Source organism: Streptomyces sp. URMC 123 (assembly GCF_051386515.1).
GTDB lineage: Bacteria > Actinomycetota > Actinomycetes > Streptomycetales > Streptomycetaceae > Streptomyces.
Window position 1 is genome coordinate 1 of record NZ_JBPQTV010000026.1, and the last position, 22,300, is coordinate 22,300.

At 73.5% G+C, this 22,300-nt stretch carries 18 protein-coding genes; 14 read left to right on the forward strand and 4 right to left on the reverse strand.

The features are described from left to right. Positions 1-2,467 (reverse strand): bifunctional SulP family inorganic anion transporter/carbonic anhydrase (locus ACSNOD_RS06070; RefSeq protein WP_436765700.1); only part of this gene is annotated, 2,467 nt, incomplete at its 3' end. Between the two features lie 362 nt (positions 2,468-2,829). Between ACSNOD_RS06070 and ACSNOD_RS06075 the strand changes: the two genes are divergently transcribed. Beyond that, on the forward strand, positions 2,830-4,101 hold the full coding sequence (locus ACSNOD_RS06075) for a hypothetical protein (RefSeq protein WP_436765701.1): 1,272 nt from the start codon (positions 2,830-2,832) through the stop codon (positions 4,099-4,101). A 78-nt stretch (positions 4,102-4,179) separates the two neighbouring features. Here ACSNOD_RS06075 and ACSNOD_RS06080 read toward each other — a convergent pair whose 3' ends face one another. Beyond that, entirely contained in the window at positions 4,180-5,208 is a 1,029-nt protein-coding gene (locus ACSNOD_RS06080) for an ATP-binding protein (RefSeq protein ID WP_436765702.1), read from the reverse strand. Between the two features lie 101 nt (positions 5,209-5,309). Between ACSNOD_RS06080 and ACSNOD_RS06085 the strand changes: the two genes are divergently transcribed. Beyond that, on the forward strand, positions 5,310-6,134 hold the full coding sequence (locus ACSNOD_RS06085; protein WP_436765703.1) for an oxidoreductase: 825 nt from the start codon (positions 5,310-5,312) through the stop codon (positions 6,132-6,134). 445 nt (positions 6,135-6,579) lie between these two features. On the opposite strand, the gene ACSNOD_RS06090 is transcribed toward ACSNOD_RS06085, so the two are convergent. Then, positions 6,580-7,437, reverse strand: coding sequence for an HAD family hydrolase (locus ACSNOD_RS06090; protein WP_436765704.1), 858 nt, complete (start codon positions 7,435-7,437; stop codon positions 6,580-6,582). Between the two features lie 492 nt (positions 7,438-7,929). Between ACSNOD_RS06090 and ssd the strand changes: the two genes are divergently transcribed. The 7 genes from ssd to ACSNOD_RS06125 all read left to right on the forward strand — a co-directional run bounded on the left by ssd (position 7,930) and on the right by ACSNOD_RS06125 (position 13,270). Continuing rightward, positions 7,930-9,051 (forward strand): septum site-determining protein Ssd, encoded by a 1,122-nt coding sequence (gene ssd / locus ACSNOD_RS06095; RefSeq protein WP_436765705.1) that lies wholly within the window; start codon positions 7,930-7,932, stop codon positions 9,049-9,051. Then, positions 9,048-10,244: a TadA family conjugal transfer-associated ATPase gene (locus tag ACSNOD_RS06100; RefSeq protein ID WP_436765706.1), complete on the forward strand. Its 1,197-nt coding sequence runs from the start codon at positions 9,048-9,050 to the stop codon at positions 10,242-10,244. Before ssd ends, ACSNOD_RS06100 begins: the two co-directional genes overlap by 4 nt. 68 nt (positions 10,245-10,312) lie before the next feature. Further along, the gene (locus ACSNOD_RS06105; RefSeq protein ID WP_436765726.1) at positions 10,313-11,230 is read left to right on the forward strand and encodes a type II secretion system F family protein; all 918 of its coding nucleotides are present in this window, start codon (positions 10,313-10,315) and stop codon (positions 11,228-11,230) included. Further along, positions 11,205-12,026: a type II secretion system F family protein gene (locus ACSNOD_RS06110; RefSeq protein ID WP_436765707.1), complete on the forward strand. Its 822-nt coding sequence runs from the start codon at positions 11,205-11,207 to the stop codon at positions 12,024-12,026. The genes ACSNOD_RS06105 and ACSNOD_RS06110 overlap by 26 nt, the downstream gene beginning before the upstream one ends. Before the next feature lie 218 nt (positions 12,027-12,244). After that, positions 12,245-12,382: a DUF4244 domain-containing protein gene (locus ACSNOD_RS06115; RefSeq protein ID WP_436765708.1), complete on the forward strand. Its 138-nt coding sequence runs from the start codon at positions 12,245-12,247 to the stop codon at positions 12,380-12,382. After that, positions 12,369-12,740 (forward strand): TadE family type IV pilus minor pilin, encoded by a 372-nt coding sequence (locus ACSNOD_RS06120; RefSeq protein ID WP_436765709.1) that lies wholly within the window; start codon positions 12,369-12,371, stop codon positions 12,738-12,740. Before ACSNOD_RS06115 ends, ACSNOD_RS06120 begins: the two co-directional genes overlap by 14 nt. A 215-nt stretch (positions 12,741-12,955) precedes the next feature. Beyond that, entirely contained in the window at positions 12,956-13,270 is a 315-nt protein-coding gene (locus tag ACSNOD_RS06125) for an Rv3654c family TadE-like protein (protein ID WP_436765710.1), read from the forward strand. A gap of 183 nt (positions 13,271-13,453) precedes the next feature. On the opposite strand, the gene ACSNOD_RS06130 is transcribed toward ACSNOD_RS06125, so the two are convergent. Continuing rightward, a complete protein-coding gene (locus ACSNOD_RS06130; RefSeq protein WP_436765711.1) occupies positions 13,454-15,910 on the reverse strand; it encodes a DEAD/DEAH box helicase in 2,457 nt (818 codons plus the stop codon). Between the two features lie 54 nt (positions 15,911-15,964). On the opposite strand from ACSNOD_RS06130, the gene bldG reads away from it, so the two are divergent. The 5 genes from bldG (at position 15,965) to ACSNOD_RS06155 (ending at position 22,225) form a co-directional block, all read left to right on the forward strand. Next, the gene (bldG, locus tag ACSNOD_RS06135) at positions 15,965-16,306 is read left to right on the forward strand and encodes an anti-sigma factor antagonist BldG (protein WP_436765712.1); all 342 of its coding nucleotides are present in this window, start codon (positions 15,965-15,967) and stop codon (positions 16,304-16,306) included. 91 nt (positions 16,307-16,397) lie between these two features. Next, complete coding sequence (locus tag ACSNOD_RS06140) at positions 16,398-16,859, forward strand: ATP-binding protein (RefSeq protein WP_436765713.1); 462 nt, start codon at positions 16,398-16,400, stop codon at positions 16,857-16,859. 568 nt (positions 16,860-17,427) lie between these two features. Then, positions 17,428-19,824, forward strand: a complete 2,397-nt coding sequence (locus ACSNOD_RS06145) for a sodium-translocating pyrophosphatase (protein WP_436765714.1) — start codon at positions 17,428-17,430, stop codon at positions 19,822-19,824. Positions 19,825-20,058: 234 nt separating this feature from the next. Next, the gene (locus ACSNOD_RS06150; protein ID WP_436765715.1) at positions 20,059-20,622 is read left to right on the forward strand and encodes a small secreted protein; all 564 of its coding nucleotides are present in this window, start codon (positions 20,059-20,061) and stop codon (positions 20,620-20,622) included. A 67-nt stretch (positions 20,623-20,689) separates the two neighbouring features. Further along, the gene (locus ACSNOD_RS06155) at positions 20,690-22,225 is read left to right on the forward strand and encodes a DUF7059 domain-containing protein (RefSeq protein WP_436765716.1); all 1,536 of its coding nucleotides are present in this window, start codon (positions 20,690-20,692) and stop codon (positions 22,223-22,225) included. The last annotated feature ends 75 nt before the right edge of the window (positions 22,226-22,300 follow it).

Below are 22,300 nucleotides of genomic sequence, written 5' to 3' on the forward strand. Positions count from 1 at the left end.
CGCCGACGTCGAAGAACATGCCGTGCAGTTCGAGCGTGCCGTCCGCCACCCGGCGCGCGACGAACTCATGGGCCGCCAGATGCTCCAGCTGCTGCACCACATTGATCAGGCTCAGCCGGTCCACGACATCACCGAGCCCGTCCGGCGGCCCGTCGGCGAGCCGCGGCCCCGCTTCCGTACGGCTCGCTTCTCCACGTGCCAAGTCCCTGCGGCTCGGCTCCACCCGGCCCGCTCGGCCCAACTCCGTACGGGCCAACTCCGTGCGGCTCGGTTCCGCCCTGTCGGCCGCCTGCCGGCTCGCCATGCGCAGGCTCGCCAGCCGCTCCAGGCTGGGCTGCGCATGGGCCAGCCAGCGCCTGAGCGAGCTCGGCGACGCCATCGGCGCGCGGCTCGGCGCTGAGCTCAGCAGTTCCTGCATCGCCCCGCATCCCGAATGCCCGCACACCGTGATGCTCCTGACCTTCAGCACCTCCACGGCGTACTCGATTGCGGCGGCCACCGAGTCGTCCCCGCCCTCCGCGCCCGGCGGCGGCACCAGATTGCCCATGTTCCGCACCGTGAACAGATCTCCCGGGCCGCTCGACGTGATCATGCTGGTGACCAGCCGGGAGTCGGCGCAGGTCAGAAAGAGCTGGGTGGGCCGCTGTCCCTCGCGGGCCAGCCGGGCCAGCTCGTCCCGGACCAGCGGCGCGGTGTTGCGCTGAAACGCCCGCAGCCCACTGGCCAGTTGTTCGTTGACGGCGCCCGCGGGGCGCGGCGATCCGGCCGGGGCCGGGTGGTGCGGCTGGGTGCACTGGTGGTTGAGCCAGGGCGTCCAGGGCCGACAGGTGTGGGCGGCCACGGGTTCGGCGATCGGCGCGGCGATCGGCTCCCCGGAGCGGCCGACGAACTCCACCGTGCCGCCCGCCGCCGTATGGGCCTCCTGCCAGTGCTGCACGGTCTCGAACGCAGCGTGGTCCATGAAGGAGCCGTCCAGCTCGATGACCGCCGGCCGGCCCGGCGTCACCAGGCTCAGCGCGCGGCTCAGCCGTGGCACCGCCAGGAAGGTCAACTGCCCCCGCACCCGGACCCGCTGGATGCCGCCCTCCTCGTTCTCCAGGGTGATCCTGGTGTGTGCCAACCGGTGCAGCGCCACCCCGACCGCCACCGCGATCCCGATCACCACACCCTCCAGTACCCCCACGCAGATCACGCCGGCGACGGTGGCGGCGTACACCGGGAACTCCCGGTGCAGATGCACCTTGCGGATGTGCGCGAAGTTGACCATTTGGATGCCGACGACCATCACCAGGGCGGCCAGCGCGGCGAGCGGGATCAACTCCAGCAGCGCCACCAGCAGTCCCGCCGCCAGCAGCACCCAGACGCCGTGCAGCACGGTCGACGCGCGCCCCTGGGCCCCGGCCCGTACGTTCGCCGAGCTGCGCACCGCGCCGCCCGACACCGGCAGCCCGCCCAGCAGGCCGGACAGAGCGTTGGCCACGCCCTGGCCGCGCAGCTCGCGGTCCAGATCGGAGCGCGGCACGGCGGGGCCGGGCCGTTCGGCGGCCAGCTTGTCCACGGCCACCGCGGACAGCAGGGACTCCAGGCTCGCGACCAGGGTGACCGTCAGCACCGCGGCCAGCACGCCCAGCGCCGGCCCGTCGGGCGGGTCGGGCAGGGCGTAGGAGCGCCAGGAGGGCAGGTCGACGCGGGTCACCCCGGGGGCGCACAGCGCGGCGACGGCCGTGGCGGCGACCACCGAGGTGAGGGCGGCCGGCACGACTCGCAACCGCCTGCCGAGGCGCCCCGGCAGGCGCGGCCAGAGCACCAGCACCGCGATGGTGAGCGCCCCGATGGCGGGCGCCGCGGGCCGCAGCTCCGCCAACTGTTCGGGCAGCGCGGCGGCGTTGGCGAGGGCGGCGCTCTGTGGATCGCCCCCCAGCACGATGTGGAGCTGGGCCAGGGCGATGGCCACCCCGATGCCGGCGAGCGTCCCGTGCACGATGGCGGGGCTGACCGCGAGAGCGCTGCGGGCCACCTTCATCGATCCCAGGACGACCTGGACCACCCCCGCGCAGATGGTGATCGCGCATGTGGCGCGCCAGCCGTACACCTGGATCAACTCGGCGGTGACCACCGTCAGTCCGGCGGACGGCCCGCTGACCTGGAGCGGGGTGCCGCCGAACAGTCCGGCGACGATGCCGCCGACCGCCGCTCCGATCAGCCCGGCCTGAAGGGGGGCCTCGATGGCGACCGCGAGCCCCAGCGACATCGGCACGGCGATCAGGAAGACCGTGACGGACGCGGAGAGATCGGCCGTTCGGAGCCAGGAGGGGCGCCCGGGCCAGGGGCCGGGCAGCCGGGGCAGGCGGGGTGATCGGTCGGAACGGAGGGCGCATCCGGCACGGGAGGCGCGGGCCAGGAGGGTCGCCCGGGAGAGGCGACCGCTTCGGGTCGAGTCGGTGGCGGCAGGGGCGCAGGCTGTCATGGTCCCGTCTCCTCCGGGGCGGCGCGGCCGCGACGGACGCGGCCGTGGGTCACGGCGAGCAGCCTTTTGGGAGGCGGCTGCGATGGCGGGATGGCGGGCTCGCCCGGGGCCGAAGACCAGGGCGGTCCCAGTAAACTGTCAACGCTCGGTAAATGAATAGTAACGCAAGGTAAGGTCCCCTGGGGTTTTTCCGATCAGATGGGCCTCCAGTTACGTCGTTCGAGTGAATATGTATTTCTGTCCGCTTGTCATGAATGTCCGATCGTTTGATCATGCGACGTTTGGTGTGCGGCGCGGTCCCCGGGCCGGCCGCGCCGCCGCGCCGAACGGGCGCGACGAGGCGGAGAGAAGGCAGGTGGACGATGGCAGCCACAGGGAGAGTCACGGTGGGGGCCGCCCTGCTCGCGGTGGCGCTGACCGCCACGGCCGCGTGCTCGAGCGGCGCGGGCGGTGGGGGCGTTGAGGGTGGCGAGGAGGCGAAGAAAGGTTTCTTCGCGCCTCGGAAGCCCTCCCGGGTCACCTTGATCGGCGATGGCTCGACCGCCGACACCGGCCCGCAGCCGGGCCGGCGCACGCCACCGCACCGACTGAGCCCGGGTCAGCGCCCGCCGCAGTTCGTGGTGTTCTCCTGGGACGGGGCGGGCGAGGACGGCCAGAAGCTCTTCTCGCACTTCAGGGCCGTCGGCAAGAAGTACGACGCGACCATGACGTACTTCCTCAGCGGGGTGTATCTGCTGCCGCGGGACAAGAGGGAGCGCTACCGCCCGCCGCGCCACGCCGCCGGCGCCTCCGACATCGGCTTCAACGACCGCAAGGGGATCAAGGCGACCCTGGCGCAGCTCCGCGGCGCCTGGGAGGACGGCAACGAGATCGGCACCCACTTCAACGGCCACTTCTGCGGTGCCGAGCGCGGTGTGAGCACCTGGACCCGGGACGAGTGGCGGCGCGAGATCGAGCAGGCCGAGGCCCTGGTGAAGAACTGGAAGACCAACTCCGGCCTCAAGGACGAGCCGCCGCTGCCCTTCGACTACAGCAAGGAGCTGGTGGGCGGCCGCGCCCCCTGCCTCCAGGGGCAGCGCAACCTCATCCCCGCCGCGAAGGCCATGGGCTTCCGCTACGACTCCAGTTCGAGCGGCGGCCGGCAGGTGTGGCCCCGGCGCGTCGGTGGCGTCTGGGACTTCCCGCTCCAGCAGATCCCCTTCCCCGGCCGCTCCTTCGAGACCCTGTCGATGGACTACAACTTCCTGGTCAACCAGTCCGGGACGGTCCACGGCGACCCGGCGATGCACGCCACGTGGGGCCGGCAGATGCGGGACGGGATGCTCGCCGCGTTCGACCGCGCCTATCGGGGCAATCGCGCCCCCCTGTTCATTGGGAACCACTTCGAGTCCTGGAACGGCGGCACGTATATGCGCGCGGTCGAGGAGGTGATCGCCCGGGTCTGCCGGCGCGAGGAGGTGCGCTGCGTGTCCTTCCGGGAGGTCGCCGACTGGCTCGACGCACAGGACCCGCGGACCCTGGAGAAACTGCGCACCCTGAACGTCGGCCAGGCGCCCAAGGAGGGGTGGCGGGCGTTCCTCGGCGGCGGCTCGGCCAAGGGCCGCAAGGCGGCGGTGATGGTCGGCACGCGATAGCGGCGCGCCGCGCGCGTACGGGGCCCCGACGCCGTACGGGGCTCCGGTGCCGTACGAGGCCCCGTACGCCCGGGAGTTCTACGCCGGCTGGGGGACGGGCGCGGTGAGCAGTTCCTCGGAGAGGCGGAACGCGGGGTCGACCTGGGCGGCCAGGTCGGCGCCCGTCTTTGCGTTGCCCCAGCTCTCGGCGTTCCTGAGGTGGAAGTGGACCATCTGGCGGGTGTAGCGGTCCCAGTCGCGGCGGTCGTAGGCGCCGTCGGCGGTCTCGTGCAGCACCCGCAGCGCCCGGCGGTTGGGCTCCTCCAGCCGGTCGAAGTCCTGGGGGCGGCCCTTCTCCATGGCCCGTACCCAGTCCGAGTGGCCCACGGTGACCAGCAGGTCGTCGCCGACCTCGGCGCGGAGGAACGCGAGGTCGTCGGGGCCCTGAACCTTGTTGCCGATCACCCGCAGGGCGACCCCGAAGTCGCGGGCGTACTCCTTGTACTGGCGGTAGACGGCGACCCCCTTGCGGGTGGGCTCGGCGACCAGGAACGTCATGTCGAAGCGGGTGAACATCCCGGAGGCGAAGGAGTCGCTGCCGGCCGTCATGTCGACCACCACGTACTCGTCCCGCCCGTCGACGAGGTGGTTGAGGCACAGCTCGACGGCCCCGACCTTGGAGTGGTAGCACGCCACCCCCAGGTCGGACTCGGTGAAGGGGCCGGTGACCATCAGCCGTACGGTGCTCGCGCCGGGGCTCGCTCCGTCCGCCGCGGTCGCGCCGTCCAGGGCCACGGGTCGGGCGCAGGCGGCGAAGACGGGGTTGTCCTCCTGAATCCGCAGCAGTCGCGACCCCTCACCGGGCGGAGTGGTCTTGATCATCGTGTCGGCCGAGGCGATCCGGGGGTTGGTGCCCCGCAGATACTCCTTGATCAGGGGGAGCCGCGCGCCCAGGGTCGGCAGGGCGGCGGCCTCCGCCTCGTCGAGCCCGAGGGCCGGGGCCAGGTGCTGGTTGATATCGGCGTCCACCGCGATCACGGGGATGCGGGCGGCGGCGAGATGGCGGATGAACAGCGACGACAGCGTGGTCTTGCCGCTGCCGCCCTTCCCTACGAAAGCGATCTTCATGTTCACCTAGGGTAGGTGGGCCAATGCGAAGAGTGGTGCTCCGGCGTGAAGAAGGCCACTCCTTCGAGGGGTTTGGGTGTTGTGTGCGTAGGGTCGTGCTCATGAGTAGTGCTACAGCCGATCCGCTCGCGGCGCTGTCCTCCCTTCCGGGCGTGTCCGACTCCGTGGACTCCGTGCGCAAGGCGGTGGACCGTGTCTACGGCCACCGCGTGATGCGCCGCCGCAGCACCGAGATCACCGCCGAGGCGGCCCTGCGTGGCGCGCGGGGCTCGGCGGCGCTGTCCGGTGCCGACTGGGTGCTCGAAGAGGTGCGTCGGCGCACGGACTTCAGCGAGCCGGGCGAGCCGCACACGGTGGGGGCGGCGCTCCGGCTGGCAGCCGAAGCGGGGCAGTTGCTGAGCGTCTGGCGGCAGTCGCCGCTGCGGGTGCTGGCCCGGCTGCACCTGGTGGCCGCGGGCGGGGCGGCCCCCGACGACACGGTGGGCCGGCCGCGCGTGGCGGACGAGCCGGTCGACGAGCCCTCGATCTCGCTGGCGCTGCCCGACGCGGACGAGATGGCGGGCCGGCTGGACGGCCTGGCCCGGCTGCTGCTGGCGGGCAGCGAGGCCCCGGCACTGGTGACCGCCGCGATCGTGCACGGCGAGCTGCTGGCGCTGCGCCCGTTCGGCTCGTTCAACGGCCTGGTGGCGCGCACGGCGGAACGGATCGTTCTGGTGGGCAGCGGTCTCGACCCCAAGTCGATCTGCCCCGCCGAGGTCGGCCACGCGGAGCTCGGGGCGCAGGCGTACGCGGAGGCGCTGGCCGGTTACGCGTCGGGCACGCCGGAGGGCGTGACGGCCTGGATCGCCCACTGCGGCCGGGCCGTGGAGCTGGGCGTTCGTGAGTCGACGGCGGTGTGCGAGGCCCTTCAGCGGGGCGCGGCCTAGCGAGCCCGTGGCCGCCGGGCGAAGTCGTCAGGGCAGGGGCCCGTGGGGCGGCAGGCGCGGGGCGCCTGGCGCAGGGTCGCGGCGGCTCACGGGGTCGCGGTGGCGCACATGAGGGTGGCCCACGGGATCACGGCGCGGCCCACAGGGTGGCCGACAGGATTGCGGCGGTACCAGTCCTGGTACCGCCGCTGGCACGTCCGTCGGGTTACCAGTGCGTGCACGATATTCGCCCATCAGGCCGGGTACTTTGCCCGTCACCTGGTGCGGCTGGCCCGTAATCGACGGGTCGGCGTCGCGTGGGTGCCCAACTTCCGTGCTCGGTCCGTGGGGCCTTGGTGCGTAGGGTCGTCCTCTCGGATGTCCCTGGTCTCGCGGGCCGTTACCTCCTTTGTACTACGCGGCTCGGGGAAGCGGAACCCCGCGCCGCAGATCTTTACTTTCGGCCTTAAAAGCGGACATACGGCGCCCGGCGTCGCTGGGTGTACCAGACGAGCCCCGCGGTGGCCGCCGCGGCGCCGACGGCCGCCGCCACGGCGAGCGCCGGCCGGGTCGGCGTGCCCCAGGCGGCGGGCCACGGCCGCATCCCGGGCACCCGCTGCTTGAGCCGGACGGGCCTGCTGAAGGAGAGCACCGGCCAACCCCGGGCGGTGGCCTCCCGGCGCAGCGCGCGGTCGGCGTTCACCGCGTGCGGATGGCCGACCGCCTCGAGCATCGGCACATCCGTGATGGAGTCGCTGTAGGCGTAGCAGCGCGCCAGGTCGTAGCCCTCGCTCTCCGCCAGCTCGCGTATCGCTTCGGCCTTGGTGGGGCCGTAGGCGTAGTACTCCACCTCGCCCGTGAAGCGCCCGTCCGCCACGACCATGCGCGTGGCCACGACCCGATCGGCGCCGAGCAGCCTGCCGATGGGCTCCACCACCTCCGCCCCGGAGGTGCTGACGATCACCACATCGCGGCCGGCGAGGTGGTGCTCCTCGATCAGGGAGGCCGCTTCGTCGTAAATGATCGGATCGATCAGATCGTGCAGCGTTTCGGCGACGATCTCGCGCACCTGCTGCACATTCCAGCCTCGACAGAGAGCGGAGAGATACTCGCGCATCCGCTCCATCTGATCATGATCGGCTCCGCCGAGGAGATAGACGAACTGGGCATACGCCGTGCGAAGTACTGCTCGGCGGTTGATCAGACCACCTTGGTAGAAGGACTTGCTGAAGGTCAGCGTGCTGGACTTCGCAATGACGGTCTTGTCCAGGTCAAAGAAGGCAGCTGTGCGCGGCAAGGAGTGGTTTTCCACGACGCTGAGCATAGGCGCCCACCATTCGGCGTAAGCTGGGGCGCGTGGGTTTGCCTGAGAAGGCTCTCGGGTACACCATGGAAGTCACGGATCGTTCGCGACCGTGCTAACCCGGTCCGACTCCTCCCCCCCCGAGTCGGCCGTGGGGACGACCCCCGCTCTCCCCCCCGGCGGGGGTCGTCGCATGTCCGGGCCCCTTTTCGCGGTCCCTCATCGCTCTGCCTCCTCTCCGGCCGCGCTCCGGCGCGCGCCCATCCGATCACTTGGGCTCGTCACTCAGTGTAACCGCCGGGCTGCGGAGGGGAAGTCACCGGTATAGGTGACGGAGTTATTCACAACTGGCGAGTTGTCCACAGTTTTGGACCAAGATCCGCACGATTTTCTGGTTCGCCGCACCGTGTTTCTCGTGATGTTCGCGGGCGTTCGCTGATGTCCGCGCACGCACTCGCTGGTTCTCGGCCCCTTCCCGGGTCCGAGAGCCGAGGAACGAGAGGGGGCGGCAGGATGGCCGAATCCATCACACCCCGCCGAATGGCGGCCGAGGGCGGCGGCGCGGCGCGGGGAGCACCGCTGATCGTCACGGAGGACGAAAGGCTGCTCGACGATCTGCTGCGGCTGTGCGCCGCGGCCGGGGCCGAGCCGGAGGTCTCGCCCGGGTTGCCCGAGCGCGACGGCGGCTGGGAGTCCCCGCCCCTGGTGCTGGTCGGCGCCGACGCCGCCCATCGGCTGGACGGCGCGGCGCGCAGACCCGGGGTGCTGCTCATCGGCCGGGACCTGGACGACCAGGACATCTGGCGACGGGCCGTCGGCATCGGCGCCGACCATGTGCTCTTCCTGCCCGATGCCGAGACCTGGCTGGTCGACCGGATCGCCGACGCCGCGGAGGGCGTCGGACAGCAGGCGCTGACCGTCGGCGTGATCGGCGGCCGCGGCGGGGCCGGCGCGAGCGTGCTGGCCTGTGCCCTCGCCGTCACCGCCGCCCGTTCGGGGCGGCGCACGATGCTGATCGACGCGGACCCACTGGGCGGTGGGCTCGATGTGCTGCTCGGTGGTGAGGGCGCCGTCGGGCTGCGCTGGCCCGCCTTCGCCGACTCCCGGGGCCGGGTGGCCGGCAGCGCGCTGGAGGAGGCGCTGCCCGAGCTCCACTCCTTACGGCTGCTCAGCTGGGATCGCGGCGATTCCCTGGCCATCGCCCCCGAGGCGGTGCGGTCGGTGCTGGCAGCGGCCCGCCGGCGCGGCGGTGTCGTGGTCGTCGATCTGCCGCGCCGGGTGGACGAATCGGTGACCGAGGCGCTCGCCCAACTCGACCTGGGGCTGATGGTCGTCCCGGCGGAACTGCGGGCGATCACCGCGGCGCACCGGGTGGCCGCCGCCGTCGGCACGGTGCTGCGCGATCTGCGCGTCGTGGTGCGGGGGCCGGCGCGGCCCCCGCTGGACGACGAGGAGATCGCCCGGCTGCTGGGCCTGCCGCTGGCCGGCGCGCTGCCCGCGGAACCCGGGCTCACGGATGCCCTGGCCAAGGGTTCACCGCCGGGCGGTGACGAGCGCGGCCCGTTGGCCCGCTTCTGCTCCACCTTCTGGGACCGGACGTCCCCGACGCGCGGGAGCGGAGGTGCGACGCCATGACCGGCGGAACGCTCGCGCCCCTGGCCGCGCCGCTGTTGGACGCCGTACGACTGCGCCTGGCCCGGAGCGGGGCCGAGCCCACACCCGCCCGGGTGGCCGCCGCGCTGCGCGAGGAGGGCAGACTGCTCGGCGACACGGAAGTGCTCGACGTGGTCGCGGCGCTCCGCTCGGAGCTGGTGGGCACCGGCCCCCTGGAGCCGCTGCTCGCCGAGCCGTCGGTCACCGATGTCCTGGTGACCGGACCCGATGAGGTCTGGGTGGACCGGGGTGCCGGCCTCGAACGCTCCTCCGTGCGCTTCCCGGACGCCGCGGCTGTGCGCGGCCTCGCCCAGCGCCTCGCGGCCGTCGCCGGTCGCCGCCTGGACGACGCCCGCCCCTGGGTCGACGCCCGGCTCCCGGACGGCACCCGACTGCACGCCGTACTGCCGCCGGTGGCCGTCGGCTCCACCTGTCTGTCGCTGCGCGTGGTGCGCCCCAGGGCGTTCTCCCTGGGGGAGTTGGTGGCGGCCGGCACCCTTCCGCCCGGCGGGGACCGGCTGCTGCGCGCGGTGCTGGACGCCCGGCTCTCCTTCCTGGTCAGCGGCGGCACCGGCTCCGGGAAGACCACCCTGCTGAGCTGTCTGCTGGGGCTGGTGCGGCCGGAGGAGCGGATCGTCCTCGCCGAGGACTCGTCCGAACTGCGCCCGGACCACCCGCATGTGGTGCGGCTGGAGACCCGGCCCGCCAACCAGGAGGGCGCGGGCCTGGTCACCCTGCGGGATCTCGTCCGCCAAGCGCTGCGCATGCGCCCCGACCGGCTGGTGGTGGGCGAGGTGCGCGGCCCCGAAGTCACCGATCTCCTCGCGGCCCTGAACACCGGTCACGAGGGAGGGTGCGGCACGGTGCACGCCAACGCCGCTGCGGACGTACCCGCCCGGCTGGAGGCGCTCGGCTCCTCCGCGGGCCTGGACCGCGCGGCGCTGCACAGCCAGCTCGCGGCGGCGCTCTCGGTGGTGATCCACCTGGTGCGCGACAGCGGTGGCCGGCGCAGGGTCGCCGAAATCCATGTGCTGGAGCGGGACCGTGACGGTTGGGTCACCACGGCACCCGCGGCGACCTGGGCGCCGGGAGGGTTCGAACCCGGGCGCGGCTGGTCCCGGCTGACCCGGCTCTGCGCCAGGTCCGGCCACGGTCCCGAAGGGGAGTCGCCATGATCGGCGCGACTGCTGGGACCGGAGCGGCCACCACCTGGGGAGAGGCGGTCGCCGGGGCGGTCCCGGCGATGGGAGGGCCGGGCGCCGGAGCGGCCTCCTGGTACGCGGTGGTCCTCTGCGCGGGGCTGGCGGCCTGGCTGCTCACCGACCGGGACCACGCGGCGCGCCGGGCCCGCCTGCTGCTCGCGGACGGCGGGGCGGCGGCCCACCCGGGCCCGGCGCTCCGGGACCACTGGACCCGGTGGACGGACGCCCTGCGTCGATGGTGGCGACGACGGATCGGCGACCGGCTGGGCTGGGAGGCACTGTGCCTGCCGGCCGGAGCCGCCCTGGGCGTGCTGGCCCGCTCCCCACTGCCGCTGATCGGCGCCCTGGTCGCGCTGCCGCTGGTGCGCCGCTGGCTGCGCGGGTTCGGCCGGCAGCGGGAGCGAGCCCGCCGGGCCGCCGAGGTGATCGAGCTGTGCGGGGCGGTCTCGGGCGAGCTGCGGGCCGGTCGGCAGCCGGGCGAGGCGCTGCGGGCCGCCGTCGGCGACGAGCCGGGCGTGGTCGGGACCTCGGCACTGGCGGCCGCCCGCTTCGGTGGCGATGTGCCGGAGGCGCTGCGGAGGTCCGCGCACAGACCCGGCGCGGAAGGGCTGGTCGGCGTGGCCGCCTGCTGGCAGGTGGCGGCCGAGGGCGGCGCCGGCCTGGCCGCCGGCCTCGACCGGGTGGGCGGTGCGCTCCGCGCCGAGCGGGACCAGCGCGAGGACCTGCGCGCCCAGTTGGCGGGCACCCGGGCGACGGCCTCGCTGCTGGCGGTGTTGCCGGTGTTCGGCCTGGTGATGGGCGGCGCTCTGGGCGCCGAGCCGCTGCGGGTGCTCTTCCACACCCCCGCCGGCCTCGGCTGCCTCCTCCTGGGCGGGCTGCTGGAGTGCGCGGGGCTGCTGTGGACGGCGCGCGTCGTCCGCGCGGCCGCCCCCGATGACGGAGGCGGCCGTGACCGATGACCTCCTCCACAGGCTGGGGGCAACGGTCGCCGCCGCGCTCGCCGTGGCCCTGTGGACGGCACGAGCGGTGCGGGCCGCCCGCCGGAAGCGGGCCGTACGCCGCAGACTCGTCGGCCTGTTGGGGGTGGCGCCCGCACAGCCGGGGAGGAGGCTCCGCCTGGCGGTCGCACGTCGGAGCGACCGGCTTCGCCCAGCCCTGCGTCGCGGTTCGGCCGCGGCGGCCGCCGCGGCCGTGGGGTGGGCCCTGGTCGGCGGGACGGCCGGCTGCCTGCTGGGCGCGGTGCTCGCCCACGCCGTATGGCGGTGGTGGCCGCGGCGCCCGGCACGCGCCCGGCCGGCGGCCACCGCGCGGGCGGTGGCACGGGAACTGCCCCTGGCCGGCGATCTGCTCGCCGCCTGCCTGATCGCGGGCGCCGGGCCCCGGGCCGCCGCGGAGGCGGTGGGCGGCTCGCTGGACGGCCCGGTGGGGCGGCGGCTGGCCCAGGCGGCGGCCGAGTTGCGGCTCGGCGGCGCGCCGGACGCCGCGTGGGGGCGCGTCGCCGCCCTTCCCGGCGCGCGGGGGCTCGCCCGCTGTCTTCAGCGGGCCTGGGACACCGGGGCCCCGGCGGCCGAGCCGATGGCGCGGCTCGCGGCGGACCTCCGCGCGGACCGCGCGCGGGAGGCGGCGGCCCGGGCGCGGAAGGCCGGGGTGCTGGCCACCGCCCCGCTGGGGCTGTGCTTTCTGCCCGCCTTCCTGGTGCTGGGGGTGGCGCCGGTGCTGATCGGCATGGCGAGCGGGCTGCTCGCCCGGAACTGAGGGAGGCGCGAACGGAGGACGAGCGAGGGCGCGGGAGGGCGCGGGCGCCGGCGAGCGGGCGCGAGACCGGACGAGAAACCAGGCAAGGACGACCGAGGACAGGTCGAGGACAGGGGGATGTCATGAAGGCAAGGGGAGGCACCGGGGTGAGGGGCGTATGGCCGCGGGTTCGGTGGCTGCGGCGCCGCATGGCCGCGGGGCGGGGGAGGGACGCCGGAATGGCGACGGCCGAGTACGCGGTCGCCACGGTCGCGGCCTGCGCGTTCGGCGCGGTTCTCTACAAGGTGGTGACGAGCGGCGCCGTCTCCGCGGCGATGCAGGCGCTGATCGGGAGGGCGCTCAATGGCCAGTTCTGAGCCGCGCGGGCGCGGGGACCGGGGGTCGGTCTCGGCGGAGGCCGCCATGGTGCTGCCGCTGATGGCCCTGGTCACCGGGGGGTTGGTGTGGATGCTGATGGTGGCCGCCGCGCAGATCCAGTGCGAGGACGCGGCCCGTACGGGGGCGCGGGCCGCCGCGCGGGCGGAACCGGCGTCGGCGACGCTCGCCGCCGCGCGTTCGGTGGCCCCTCGCGGCGCGCGGATCGGGGTCAGCCGCGACGGCGACCTCGTACGGGTGCGGGTCGAGGCCCCGACCTCCGGGCCCGGAGCGCTCTCGGTACGGCTCCACGCGCACGCGGCCGCGCTCGCCGAGGACACGGTGGGAGCGCCGCCGTGAGCGCGCGGGAAGCCGGCCCGGCCCGACGGGTACGGGGGCGGGGCACGCGGTGGGCCCGCGTGCCCGGGCCGCCGGGCGAGCGCAGGCGAAGGCCGCGGGGCGCGCAGGGCCGGTGGGCTCGCGACGGAGGCGCGGACGGGGGCGGCGCGCCGGACCGGTCGGCGAGGAGACGGGAGAGCTGGGGGGACCGGGGGTCGGCCACGGTGTGGGCGACGGTGGCGCTGGCGGCTCTGTGCGTGGTGTGCGCGGCGTTGCTGGCCATGGGCCAGGCGGTGGTGACCCGCCACCGCGCGGCGGGTGCCGCGGACCTCGCCGCCCTGGCGGCCGCCGACCACGCCCTGGAAGGACGCGTGGCGGCCTGCGCCCGGGCCGCGCACGTGGCGGCGGCCCACGGCGCCCGGGTGGTCCGCTGCGCGGTCCGCGGCGAGATCGCCGACCTCGCCGCGGAGACGACGTTCGGCCCGTTCACGACGACAGCCCGCGCCCGCGCGGGCCCCCCGGGCCCAACGGCGGCCACCCCACCCCCGTAACCGAGCGCGCCACGGTCGGCCTGTGCCCCGCGTGCCTCGCTCTCGCCCGGCCCCGGGCCCGCGCGCAGTTGCCCGCTCCATCGGCCGCCTGCCGTCAGGACGGGGCCGGCCGGAGCCCGACAGCGGGCCTGGCCCATTCGGGCCGTTGGACGGCCAACCGGCCGGAGGTGGCGCGCCGCGGTGTCAGGCCGGCGGGGTGGCGGCCTCCGGGGCCTTGGAGAGGAGCGTGGTGAGCAGGCGGACTGCCCCCCGCTTGTGCAGCGGCTCGTTGCCGTTGCCGCACTTGGGGGACTGGATGCACGACGGGCACCCCGCCTCGCACTCGCACGCGGCGATCGCGGCCCGCGTCGCGTGCAGCCAGGTGTACGCCGTGTGGAAGGCCCGCTCGGCGAAGCCCGCGCCGCCGGGGTGGCCGTCGTAGACGAAGACCGTCGGGAGCAGGGTGTCGGCGTGCAGCGGCACGGACACCCCGCCGATGTCCCAGCGGTCGCACGTGGCGAAGAGCGGCAGCATGCCGATGGACGCGTGCTCCGCCGCGTGCAGCGCCCCCGCCAGCTGCTCGGGGTTGATCCTGGCGGCGTCGAGCTGGTCCTCGGTGACCGTCCACCACACGGCCCGGGTGCGCAGCGTCCTGGGCGGCAGGTCGAGCTTGGTCTCGCCCAGCACCTCGCCGGTGAGGAGCCGGCGCCGGAGGAAGGAGACGACCTGATTGGTGACCTCCACCGACCCGAAGCACAGCCGGGAGTCGCCCCAGGGCACCTCCGTGGTGGTCTCCAGCACGGTGACGGCGGTGGTGTCGCGGGCGGTCGTCGCGTAACTGGGGTTCGCCTCCCGCACCAGGGCCACCGACTCGTCGAGGTCGAGTCGGGTCACCAGATACGTGCGGCCCTGGTGGAGGTGGACCGCGCCCTCGTGGACCGTGGTGTGGGCCGCCGCCGCGTCGACCGTTCCCAGCAGCCGGCCGGTGTCCTCCTCGACGATCTGTACGGGCGTGCCGCCCCCGCCCCGGATGTCGGCCAGGTCGGCGGCCCTCTCCCGGCGGGTCCAGTGCCAGGCCGTCGCCCGGCGGCGCAGCAGTCTGCGGGCCTCCAGCTGCGGTATGAGGCCGGGCGCCGCCGGCCCGAACAGCTCCAGATCGGCCTCGGTGAGCGGCAGCTCCTCCGCGGCGGCGCACAGATGGGGAGCGAGGACGTAGGGGTTGTCGGGGTCGAGCACGGTGGACTCCACGGGCTGCCGGAACAGCGCCTCGGGGTGGTGCACCAGATACGTGTCCAGCGGGTCGTCACGTGCCACCAGGACGGCCAGGGCGCCCTCTCCGCCCCGCCCGGCCCGGCCCGCCTGCTGCCACAGGGAGGCCCGGGTGCCGGGGTAGCCGGAGAGCAGCACCGCGTCGAGGCCGGAGACGTCCACCCCCAGCTCCAGGGCGGTGGTGGCGGCCAGCCCGAGGAGCTCGCCGGAGTGCAGCTTCCGCTCCAGCGCGCGGCGCTCCTCGGGCAGATAGCCGCCCCGGTACGCGGCCACCCGCCGGGGCAGCGAGCGGTCGACGGCGGCCAGCCGCTCCTGGGCGATCACGGAGACCAGCTCGGCGCCGCGCCGGGAGCGTACGAAGGCCACCGTACGGACGCCCTGCACGGTGAGGTCGGTGAGGAGGTCGGCGGTCTCCGCGGTGGCCGTGCGGCGCACGGGGGCGCCCTGCTCGCCCTGGAGGTCGGTCAGCGGCGGCTCCCACAGGGCGAACACCAGCTCGCCGCGCGGCGACGTGTCCTCCGTGATCTCCGCCACGGGCACGCCGGTCAGCCGGGTGGCCGTCAGCCCCGGCTCGGCCGAGGTGGCCGAGGCGAGGAGGAAGACCGGGTCGGCGCCGTAGCGGGCGCAGACGCGGCGCAGCCGGCGCAGCACCTGGGCGACGTGCGAGCCGAAGACGCCCCGGTAGCTGTGGCACTCGTCGACGACGACGAAGCGCAGGGCGCGCAGGAAGGAGGCCCACCGGGCGTGCCCCGGGAGGATGCCCAGGTGCAGCATGTCCGGGTTGGTCAGTACGTAGTTCGCGTACTGGCGGGCCCACTCGCGCTCCTCGATCGCGGTGTCCCCGTCGTAGACGACCGGCCGGACGGCGGTGCCGAGCGGGGCGGCGAGCTCCGCGACGGCCCGCCGCTGATCGGCCGCGAGCGCCTTGGTCGGCGCCAGGTACAGGGCGGTGGCGCCCCGGCGGTTGGGGGCCTCGTTCCCGTCGAGCAGCGCGCTGAGCACCGGGGCGAGATAGGCCAGCGACTTGCCGGAGGCGGTGCCCGTGGCGACGACGGCCGACTCGCCGCACAGCGCGTGCTCGATCGTGCGCGCCTGGTGTCGCCAGGGCCGTTCGATTCCGACGCGCCGAGCGGCCGCTACGACTTCCGGGCGGATCATCGTCGGCCAATCCGCATGCATCCCCGCACGTGGGGGCAAGTGCTCCGTATGAGTGATGCGCGCGGCCCGGTCGGACCCGGCGGTGAGCCGGTCGAGGACCGACCGGGGGGAAGGACGTACACCCGTGGGACGCGGGAGTTGATTGTTGGCCATCGGCACCGAGTGTGTCACTGGCGTGACGGAGAATGGGCTCAAGGCGTCGTGCGCGCCTGCTGGTAAGTGATTGAATGCCATCGCGGCTGCCGATCCATGGGGGGCGACCGCTCGATGCAAGGTGCTGGAGGTTCCGTGGACCTGTCCCTGTCGACCCGGACCGTAGGCGACCGCACGGTTGTCGACGTCGGTGGCGAGATTGATGTCTATACCGCGCCAAAGCTGCGCGAGCAGCTTGTCGAACTTGTCAACGATGGCAACTACCACCTCGTCGTCGACATGGAAGGCGTCGACTTCCTCGACTCCACCGGTCTCGGCGTCCTGGTCGGCGGCCTCAAGCGGGTTCGGGCGCACGAGGGCTCGCTGCGCCTGGTGTGCAACCAGGAGCGCATTCTCAAGATCTTCCGCATCACCGGCCTGACCAAGGTGTTCCCCATCCACACCTCGGTCGAGGACGCTGTCCAGGCGACCGACTGACCGTCGCCGTCCACAGCGGAAGAGACTGGGGGTGCCGGGCTGTGAGCCCGGGCCCCCTGAGACGCACGCCCGTACGACCGAGGGGGATGGCATGGCCACCGTTGAGCTCCGCTTCAGCGCCCTGCCCGAACATGTGCGGACCGCCCGCCTGGTGGCGGCCGCGGTGGCGCGCCGGGCCGGGGTCGACGAAGCCGTGCTGGACGAGGTGCGGCTGGCCGTCGGCGAGGCATGCTCCCGGGCCGTCGGGCTTCATGAACTGCACGGGGTGACGGCGCCCATTCGGGTGGTGCTGATCGAGGACGAGAAGAAGTTCTCCATCGAGGTCAGCGACGAGGCGCCGCATGCCGTGACCATCGGCGCCCCCGGCGCGGGCTCCGGCGCCGCGCACATCCCGGTCCCCGTCACGCCCGACGAGGCGGCGGCGGAGGAGGACGACGAGATGGGCCTCGCCGTGATCAGCGGGCTCGTCGACGATGTCGAGGTGAGCGCGGACGAGACCGGCGGTGTGATCCGGATGAGCTGGCCGCCCACGACGCCGGCCCCGGTTCTCTGACCCTCTGCCGCGTGCGGCGCCCGCGTGCGGCGCCTGGCCCTCCCTGAGGCCTGACACGGCCGTCCGACAGCTCCCCGGCACTCCTTGGCGCCCCCTGGCCCCATGTCGGCCTGTGGCGCCCCACCCTCCCCTGGAGCCCGCAGCCGGCCCGGGCGCGTTCCGACCCCCACGGCACACGCCCCCGCGCGGGTCATCCCATTCGCCCCACCGAAAACATCAGCCCCATTCGGCGTAGCGAAACAACGAAACCTCAAGCGTCACCACCGCTTCGCTGACGGGCGAATTTCCCAGCCGTCACCCGCCCGCCGGAGATCATTTATTGAGATCATTTCCCACCCGTCAGGGAAAGTGTCTCTTTCGCTCCTCCGAGGGAATTCCTGGAGTCCTCTCCGTTCGATCTTCGCTGGTGCAGGCGAATTCGCGTCCCGGCGCCCTGTTTTGATCCCGTCGGGCTCCCTACAATCCGTCCACATCTTGAGCTCAGGACGCCTGAGCGTGGCGGCTGTTCTTGGCGCATCGCGCCGCGGGAACCGCTGCGCGCCCATGTGCCAAACGTCAAGGAGGACGAATGGCGGGGCCTTCTACCCCTCTACAGCAGGACCTTCCCTCATCTCTCGCGGCCGCCGTACTGACCGATGGCAACCGGGTGATCGTGCTGGTCATCGCGGCGGTCGCGGTGGCGGCGCTGGTCGTCGCGGTGGCCCTGGTACGGCAAGTGCTCGCGGCGGGCGAGGGCACCGACGCCATGAAGAAGATCGCCGCCGCCGTGCAGGAAGGCGCCAACGCCTATCTCGCCCGGCAGTTGCGCACCCTCGGCGTTTTCGCCGTCGTGGTGTTCTTCCTGCTCATGCTGCTACCGGCGGACAACTGGTCGCAGCGCGCCGGACGTTCCGTGTTTTTCCTGATCGGCGCGCTCTTCTCGGCGGCCACCGGATACATCGGAATGTGGCTCGCCGTGCGCAGCAATGTGCGGGTCGCCGCGGCGGCCCGGGAGGCGACGCCGGGCGAGGGCGAGCCGGCCAAGGACCTCACGGCCGTTTCGCACCGGGCCATGAAGATCGCTTTTCGTACCGGCGGTGTCGTCGGCATGTTCACCGTCGGACTGGGCCTGCTGGGCGCCTCCTGCGTGGTGCTGGTCTATGCCGCCGACGCGCCCAAGGTGCTGGAGGGCTTCGGCCTGGGCGCGGCGCTCATCGCGATGTTCATGAGGGTCGGCGGCGGCATCTTCACCAAGGCCGCCGACGTCGGCGCCGACCTGGTCGGCAAGGTCGAGCAGGGCATTCCGGAGGACGATCCGCGCAATGCCGCGACCATCGCCGACAATGTGGGCGACAACGTCGGCGACTGCGCCGGTATGGCGGCCGACCTCTTCGAGTCGTACGCCGTCACCCTGGTGGCCGCGCTGATCCTGGGCAAGGTCGCCTTCGGCGACTCCGGCCTCGCCTTCCCGCTGCTGGTTCCGGCCATCGGCGTCGTCACGGCGATGATCGGCATCTTCGCGGTGGCTCCCCGGCGGTCCGACCGCAGCGGCATGACGGCCATCAACCGCGGGTTCTTCATCTCCGCGTTCATCTCGCTGGCCCTGGTCGCGGTCGCCGTCTACACCTATCTGCCGTCCTCGTACGCCGACCTCAAGGGCGTCTCGGACGCCGCGGTCGCGGCCCACGACGGCGACCCCCGGGTGCTGGCGCTGGTCGCGGTGGCCATCGGCATCGTGCTCGCCGCGCTGATCCAGCAGCTCACCGGCTACTTCACCGAGACGACCCGGCGCCCGGTGCGCGACATCGGCAAGACCTCGCTCACCGGCCCGGCGACCGTGGTGCTCTCCGGCATCTCCATCGGCCTGGAGTCGGCCGTCTACTCGGCCGTGCTGATCGCCCTCGGCGTCTACGGCGCGTTCCTGCTCGGCGGCACCTCCATCATGCTGGCGCTGTTCGCCGTCGCCCTGGCCGGCACCGGCCTGCTGACCACCGTCGGCGTGATCGTCGCCATGGACACCTTCGGCCCGGTCTCCGACAACGCCCAGGGCATCGCCGAGATGTCCGGCGACGTCACCGGCGCCGGCGCCCAGGTGCTCACCGACCTCGACGCCGTCGGCAACACCACCAAGGCCATCACCAAGGGCATCGCCATCGCCACGGCCGTGCTCGCCGCCGCCGCGCTCTTCGGCTCGTACCGCGACGCCATCGCCACCGCCGTCGCGGATGTGAACGCCAAGGCGGGGGAGATGAATCTGAGCCTGGACATCTCCCAGCCCAACAACCTGGTGGGGCTCGTCCTCGGCGCCTCGGTCGTCTTCCTCTTCTCCGGACTCGCCATCAACGCCGTGTCCCGGTCAGCGGGTTCCGTGGTGTTCGAGGTGCGGCGGCAGTTCCGCGAGCACCCCGGGATCATGGACTACACGGAGAAGCCGGAGTACGGGCGCGTCGTCGACATCTGCACCAAGGACGCGCTGCGGGAGCTGGCCACCCCCGGCCTGCTCGCGGTCATGGCCCCCATCGCGGTGGGCTTCACCCTCGGTGTCGGCGCGCTGGGCTCGTATCTGGCGGGCGCGATCGGCACCGGCACCCTGATGGCCGTCTTCCTCGCCAACTCCGGCGGGGCCTGGGACAACGCCAAGAAGCTGGTCGAGGACGGCCACCACGGCGGCAAGGGCAGCGAGGCCCATGCCGCCACCGTGATCGGCGACACCGTCGGCGACCCGTTCAAGGACACCGCGGGCCCGGCGATCAACCCGCTGCTCAAGGTGATGAACCTGGTGGCGCTGCTGATCGCCCCGGCGGTGGTGCAGTTCTCCTACGGGGACGACGCCAGCGTCGGCATCCGCGCGGCGGTCGCCGCGCTCGCCATCGTGGTCATCATCGGCGCGGTGTACGTGTCCAAGCGGCGCGGCATCGCCGTGGGCGACGACACCGCGACCGAGCGCGTCACACCGAAGAAGACGGACCCGGCGGTGGCCTCGTAACCACCCCGCCCCACCGCCCCCTTCGGGAACGGCCCGCCGGTGCGCCGGCGGGCCGTTCCCGTACGTAGGCTTTCCCCGCGCGGACCTTCCGCGCGCGGACCGCTCCCGTCCCCGGATCGGGCGATCGCTGGTGCAAATGGCTGCAATACGGGTCGTACGGGATGCCCGACTCGCGGAGCCCGGGCCCCTGGCGTGTATGTTCCGGGGCCGAGAGCCAGGGAAGGGACAGATCCGGTGAACAAGAAGCTCGTGGCAGCGCTGTCCGGCGGTGCGGCACTGGTCATGGCGCTGTCCGGTTGTGGCGACGAGGGCAACAAGGTCGACGACTACGCCAAGAAGGTCTGCGACGAGGTCCAGCCGCAGCTGAAGAAGATCTCGGACGCCAACCAGTCCATCGTCTCCACGGCGGCCGACGGCGAGCCGGACGACATCAAGAAGGCCGACTCGACGGCCTTCCAGCAGATCTCCGAGGCGTACGCGGCGATGTCCACCTCCGTGGACAAGGCCGGGGTCCCACCCGTCCAGGACGGCGAGAAGATCAAGACCGACTCCGTCAAGGAGCTCAACGACACCTCCAAGGCCTACGGCGAGCTGAAGAAGTCGGTGGACGGCCTCGACACCAAGGACCGGGGGAAGTTCGCCGAGGGGCTCAAGGGCGTCGCCGAGCAGCTCGACAAGGTGAACAAGATCGGCAACGACGCCGTCACCAAGCTCCAGTCCGGTGAACTCGGCAAGGCCATGGGCAAGCAGAAGGGCTGTCAGCGCAGCACCTCCCCGGCGCCCACCAAGGGGTCGTGACGGGGCCGTGCCCGGCACGAGCGGCCCGGAGAGCCCGGAGGGCCCGCGCAGCCCCGACAATGGTCGGGTGAGTACGCACAGCCTCCCCACGCCCGATCCCGGCCGCACCGCGCGTCTGCGCGAGGCGCTGCTGGCCGCCGCCTTCACCGCCGACGGCCTGCTGGACCTGCTCGGCGCCCCCGCCTATGCCGCGCTCGCCCGCAGCGAGACCGTCCCCGCCCTGCGCGCCACCCGCGGCGGCGGCCCGCTGGAGACGCTGGTCCGGCTCTTCCTGCTGCAGCGCCCGGTGCCCCTGGAGCGGGCCCGGGCGGCGCTGCCCGTCGAGGACTGTCTGGCCGACGGCTGGCTGGAGGAGACAGAACTGTCGGACGCCGGCCGCCAGGTGCGGGCACGCGTGGACGTGCGCCCGTACGGCGGCCCCGAGGGACAGGACTGGTGGATCGTCTCCGACCTCGGCTGTGCGGTGGGCGGCGCCTCCGGGATCGGCGCCGGGCCCGCGTCCGGGGTCGACCGCTCGCAGCTCGTCCTCGGTGTCGGCGGCGCCTCGACGACCCTGGCCGGGCTGACCGTCCGCACCCCCGTGGCGCGCGCCCTGGACCTCGGCACCGGCTCCGGCATCCAGGCGCTGCACGCCGCGCAGCACGCCACCCGGGTCACCGCCACCGACCTCAACCCGCGCGCGCTGCGCATCGCCGGGCTCACCCTGGCGCTGTCCGGCGCGCCGGAGGCGGATCTGCGCGAGGGCTCGCTCTTCGACCCGGTGGCGGACGAGGAGCCGTACGACCTGATCGTCTCCAACCCGCCGTTCGTCATCTCCCCCGGCGCGCGCCTGACCTACCGGGACGGCGGCATGGGCGGCGACGACCTGTGCCGCACCCTCGTCCAGCGCTCCGCCGACCACCTCGCCGACGGCGGCTACTGCCAGCTGCTGGCCAACTGGCAGCACGTCGCCGACGAGGACTGGCGGGACCGGGTGACCTCCTGGGTGCCGCGGGGCTGCGACGCCTGGATCGTGCAGCGCGAGGTGCAGGACATCGCGCAGTACGCGGAACTGTGGCTGCGCGACGCCGGCGACCACCGGGAGAGTCCGGAGCGGTACGCGGCCCGGTACGACGCCTGGCTGGAGGAGTTCGAGTCCCGGCGCACCAAGGCGGTCGGCTTCGGCTGGATCACCCTGCGCAAGTCCGGCTCCGACCGGCCCGCCGTGACCGTCGAGGAGTGGCCGCACCCGGTCGAACAACCGCTCGGGCCCACAGTACGGGCGCACTTCGAGCGACAGGACTTTTTGCGCGCCACCGATGACGCGGGACTGCTGGCGGCGCGCTTCCGGCTGGCCGACGAGGTCGTCCAGGAGCAGGTGGGCCTGCCGGGCGCGGAGGACCCCGAGCACGTCGTCCTCCGGCAGAACCGGGGGATGCGCCGGGCGACCAAGGTGGACACGGTCGGCGCCGGCTTCGCCGGGGTCTGTGACGGCTCGCTGAGCGCGGGGCGGATTCTCGACGCCATCGCGCAGCTGGTGGGCGAGGACCCGGTGGTCCTGCGGGACCGGACGCCCGAGTCGATCAGGCTGCTGGTCGAACAGGGCTTCCTGAACCCGGCCTGAGACGGCCGGCGCGCTGAACCCGGCCCGAGACGGCCGGCGCGGCGTCGGCCGGCGGTGTCGGACAGCGGCACCGCC

Excerpts from the sequence above, each read along its gene's own strand:
- ACSNOD_RS06075 (WP_436765701.1), top strand. The coding sequence starts at position 2,830 with ATGGCAGCCACAGGGAGAGTCACGGTGGGGGCCGCCCTGCTCGCGGTG.
- ACSNOD_RS06080 (WP_436765702.1), bottom strand. The coding sequence starts at position 5,208 with ATGAAGATCGCTTTCGTAGGGAAGGGCGGCAGCGGCAAGACCACGCTG.
- ACSNOD_RS06085 (WP_436765703.1), top strand. The coding sequence starts at position 5,310 with ATGAGTAGTGCTACAGCCGATCCGCTCGCGGCGCTGTCCTCCCTTCCG.
- ACSNOD_RS06090 (WP_436765704.1), bottom strand. The coding sequence starts at position 7,437 with ATGCTCAGCGTCGTGGAAAACCACTCCTTGCCGCGCACAGCTGCCTTC.
- ssd (WP_436765705.1), top strand. The coding sequence starts at position 7,930 with ATGGCCGAATCCATCACACCCCGCCGAATGGCGGCCGAGGGCGGCGGC.
- ACSNOD_RS06100 (WP_436765706.1), top strand. The coding sequence starts at position 9,048 with ATGACCGGCGGAACGCTCGCGCCCCTGGCCGCGCCGCTGTTGGACGCC.
- ACSNOD_RS06105 (WP_436765726.1), top strand. The coding sequence starts at position 10,313 with ATGGGAGGGCCGGGCGCCGGAGCGGCCTCCTGGTACGCGGTGGTCCTC.
- ACSNOD_RS06110 (WP_436765707.1), top strand. The coding sequence starts at position 11,205 with ATGACGGAGGCGGCCGTGACCGATGACCTCCTCCACAGGCTGGGGGCA.
- ACSNOD_RS06115 (WP_436765708.1), top strand. The coding sequence starts at position 12,245 with ATGGCGACGGCCGAGTACGCGGTCGCCACGGTCGCGGCCTGCGCGTTC.
- ACSNOD_RS06120 (WP_436765709.1), top strand. The coding sequence starts at position 12,369 with ATGGCCAGTTCTGAGCCGCGCGGGCGCGGGGACCGGGGGTCGGTCTCG.
- ACSNOD_RS06130 (WP_436765711.1), bottom strand. The coding sequence starts at position 15,910 with ATGGCATTCAATCACTTACCAGCAGGCGCGCACGACGCCTTGAGCCCA.
- ACSNOD_RS06140 (WP_436765713.1), top strand. The coding sequence starts at position 16,398 with ATGGCCACCGTTGAGCTCCGCTTCAGCGCCCTGCCCGAACATGTGCGG.
- ACSNOD_RS06145 (WP_436765714.1), top strand. The coding sequence starts at position 17,428 with ATGGCGGGGCCTTCTACCCCTCTACAGCAGGACCTTCCCTCATCTCTC.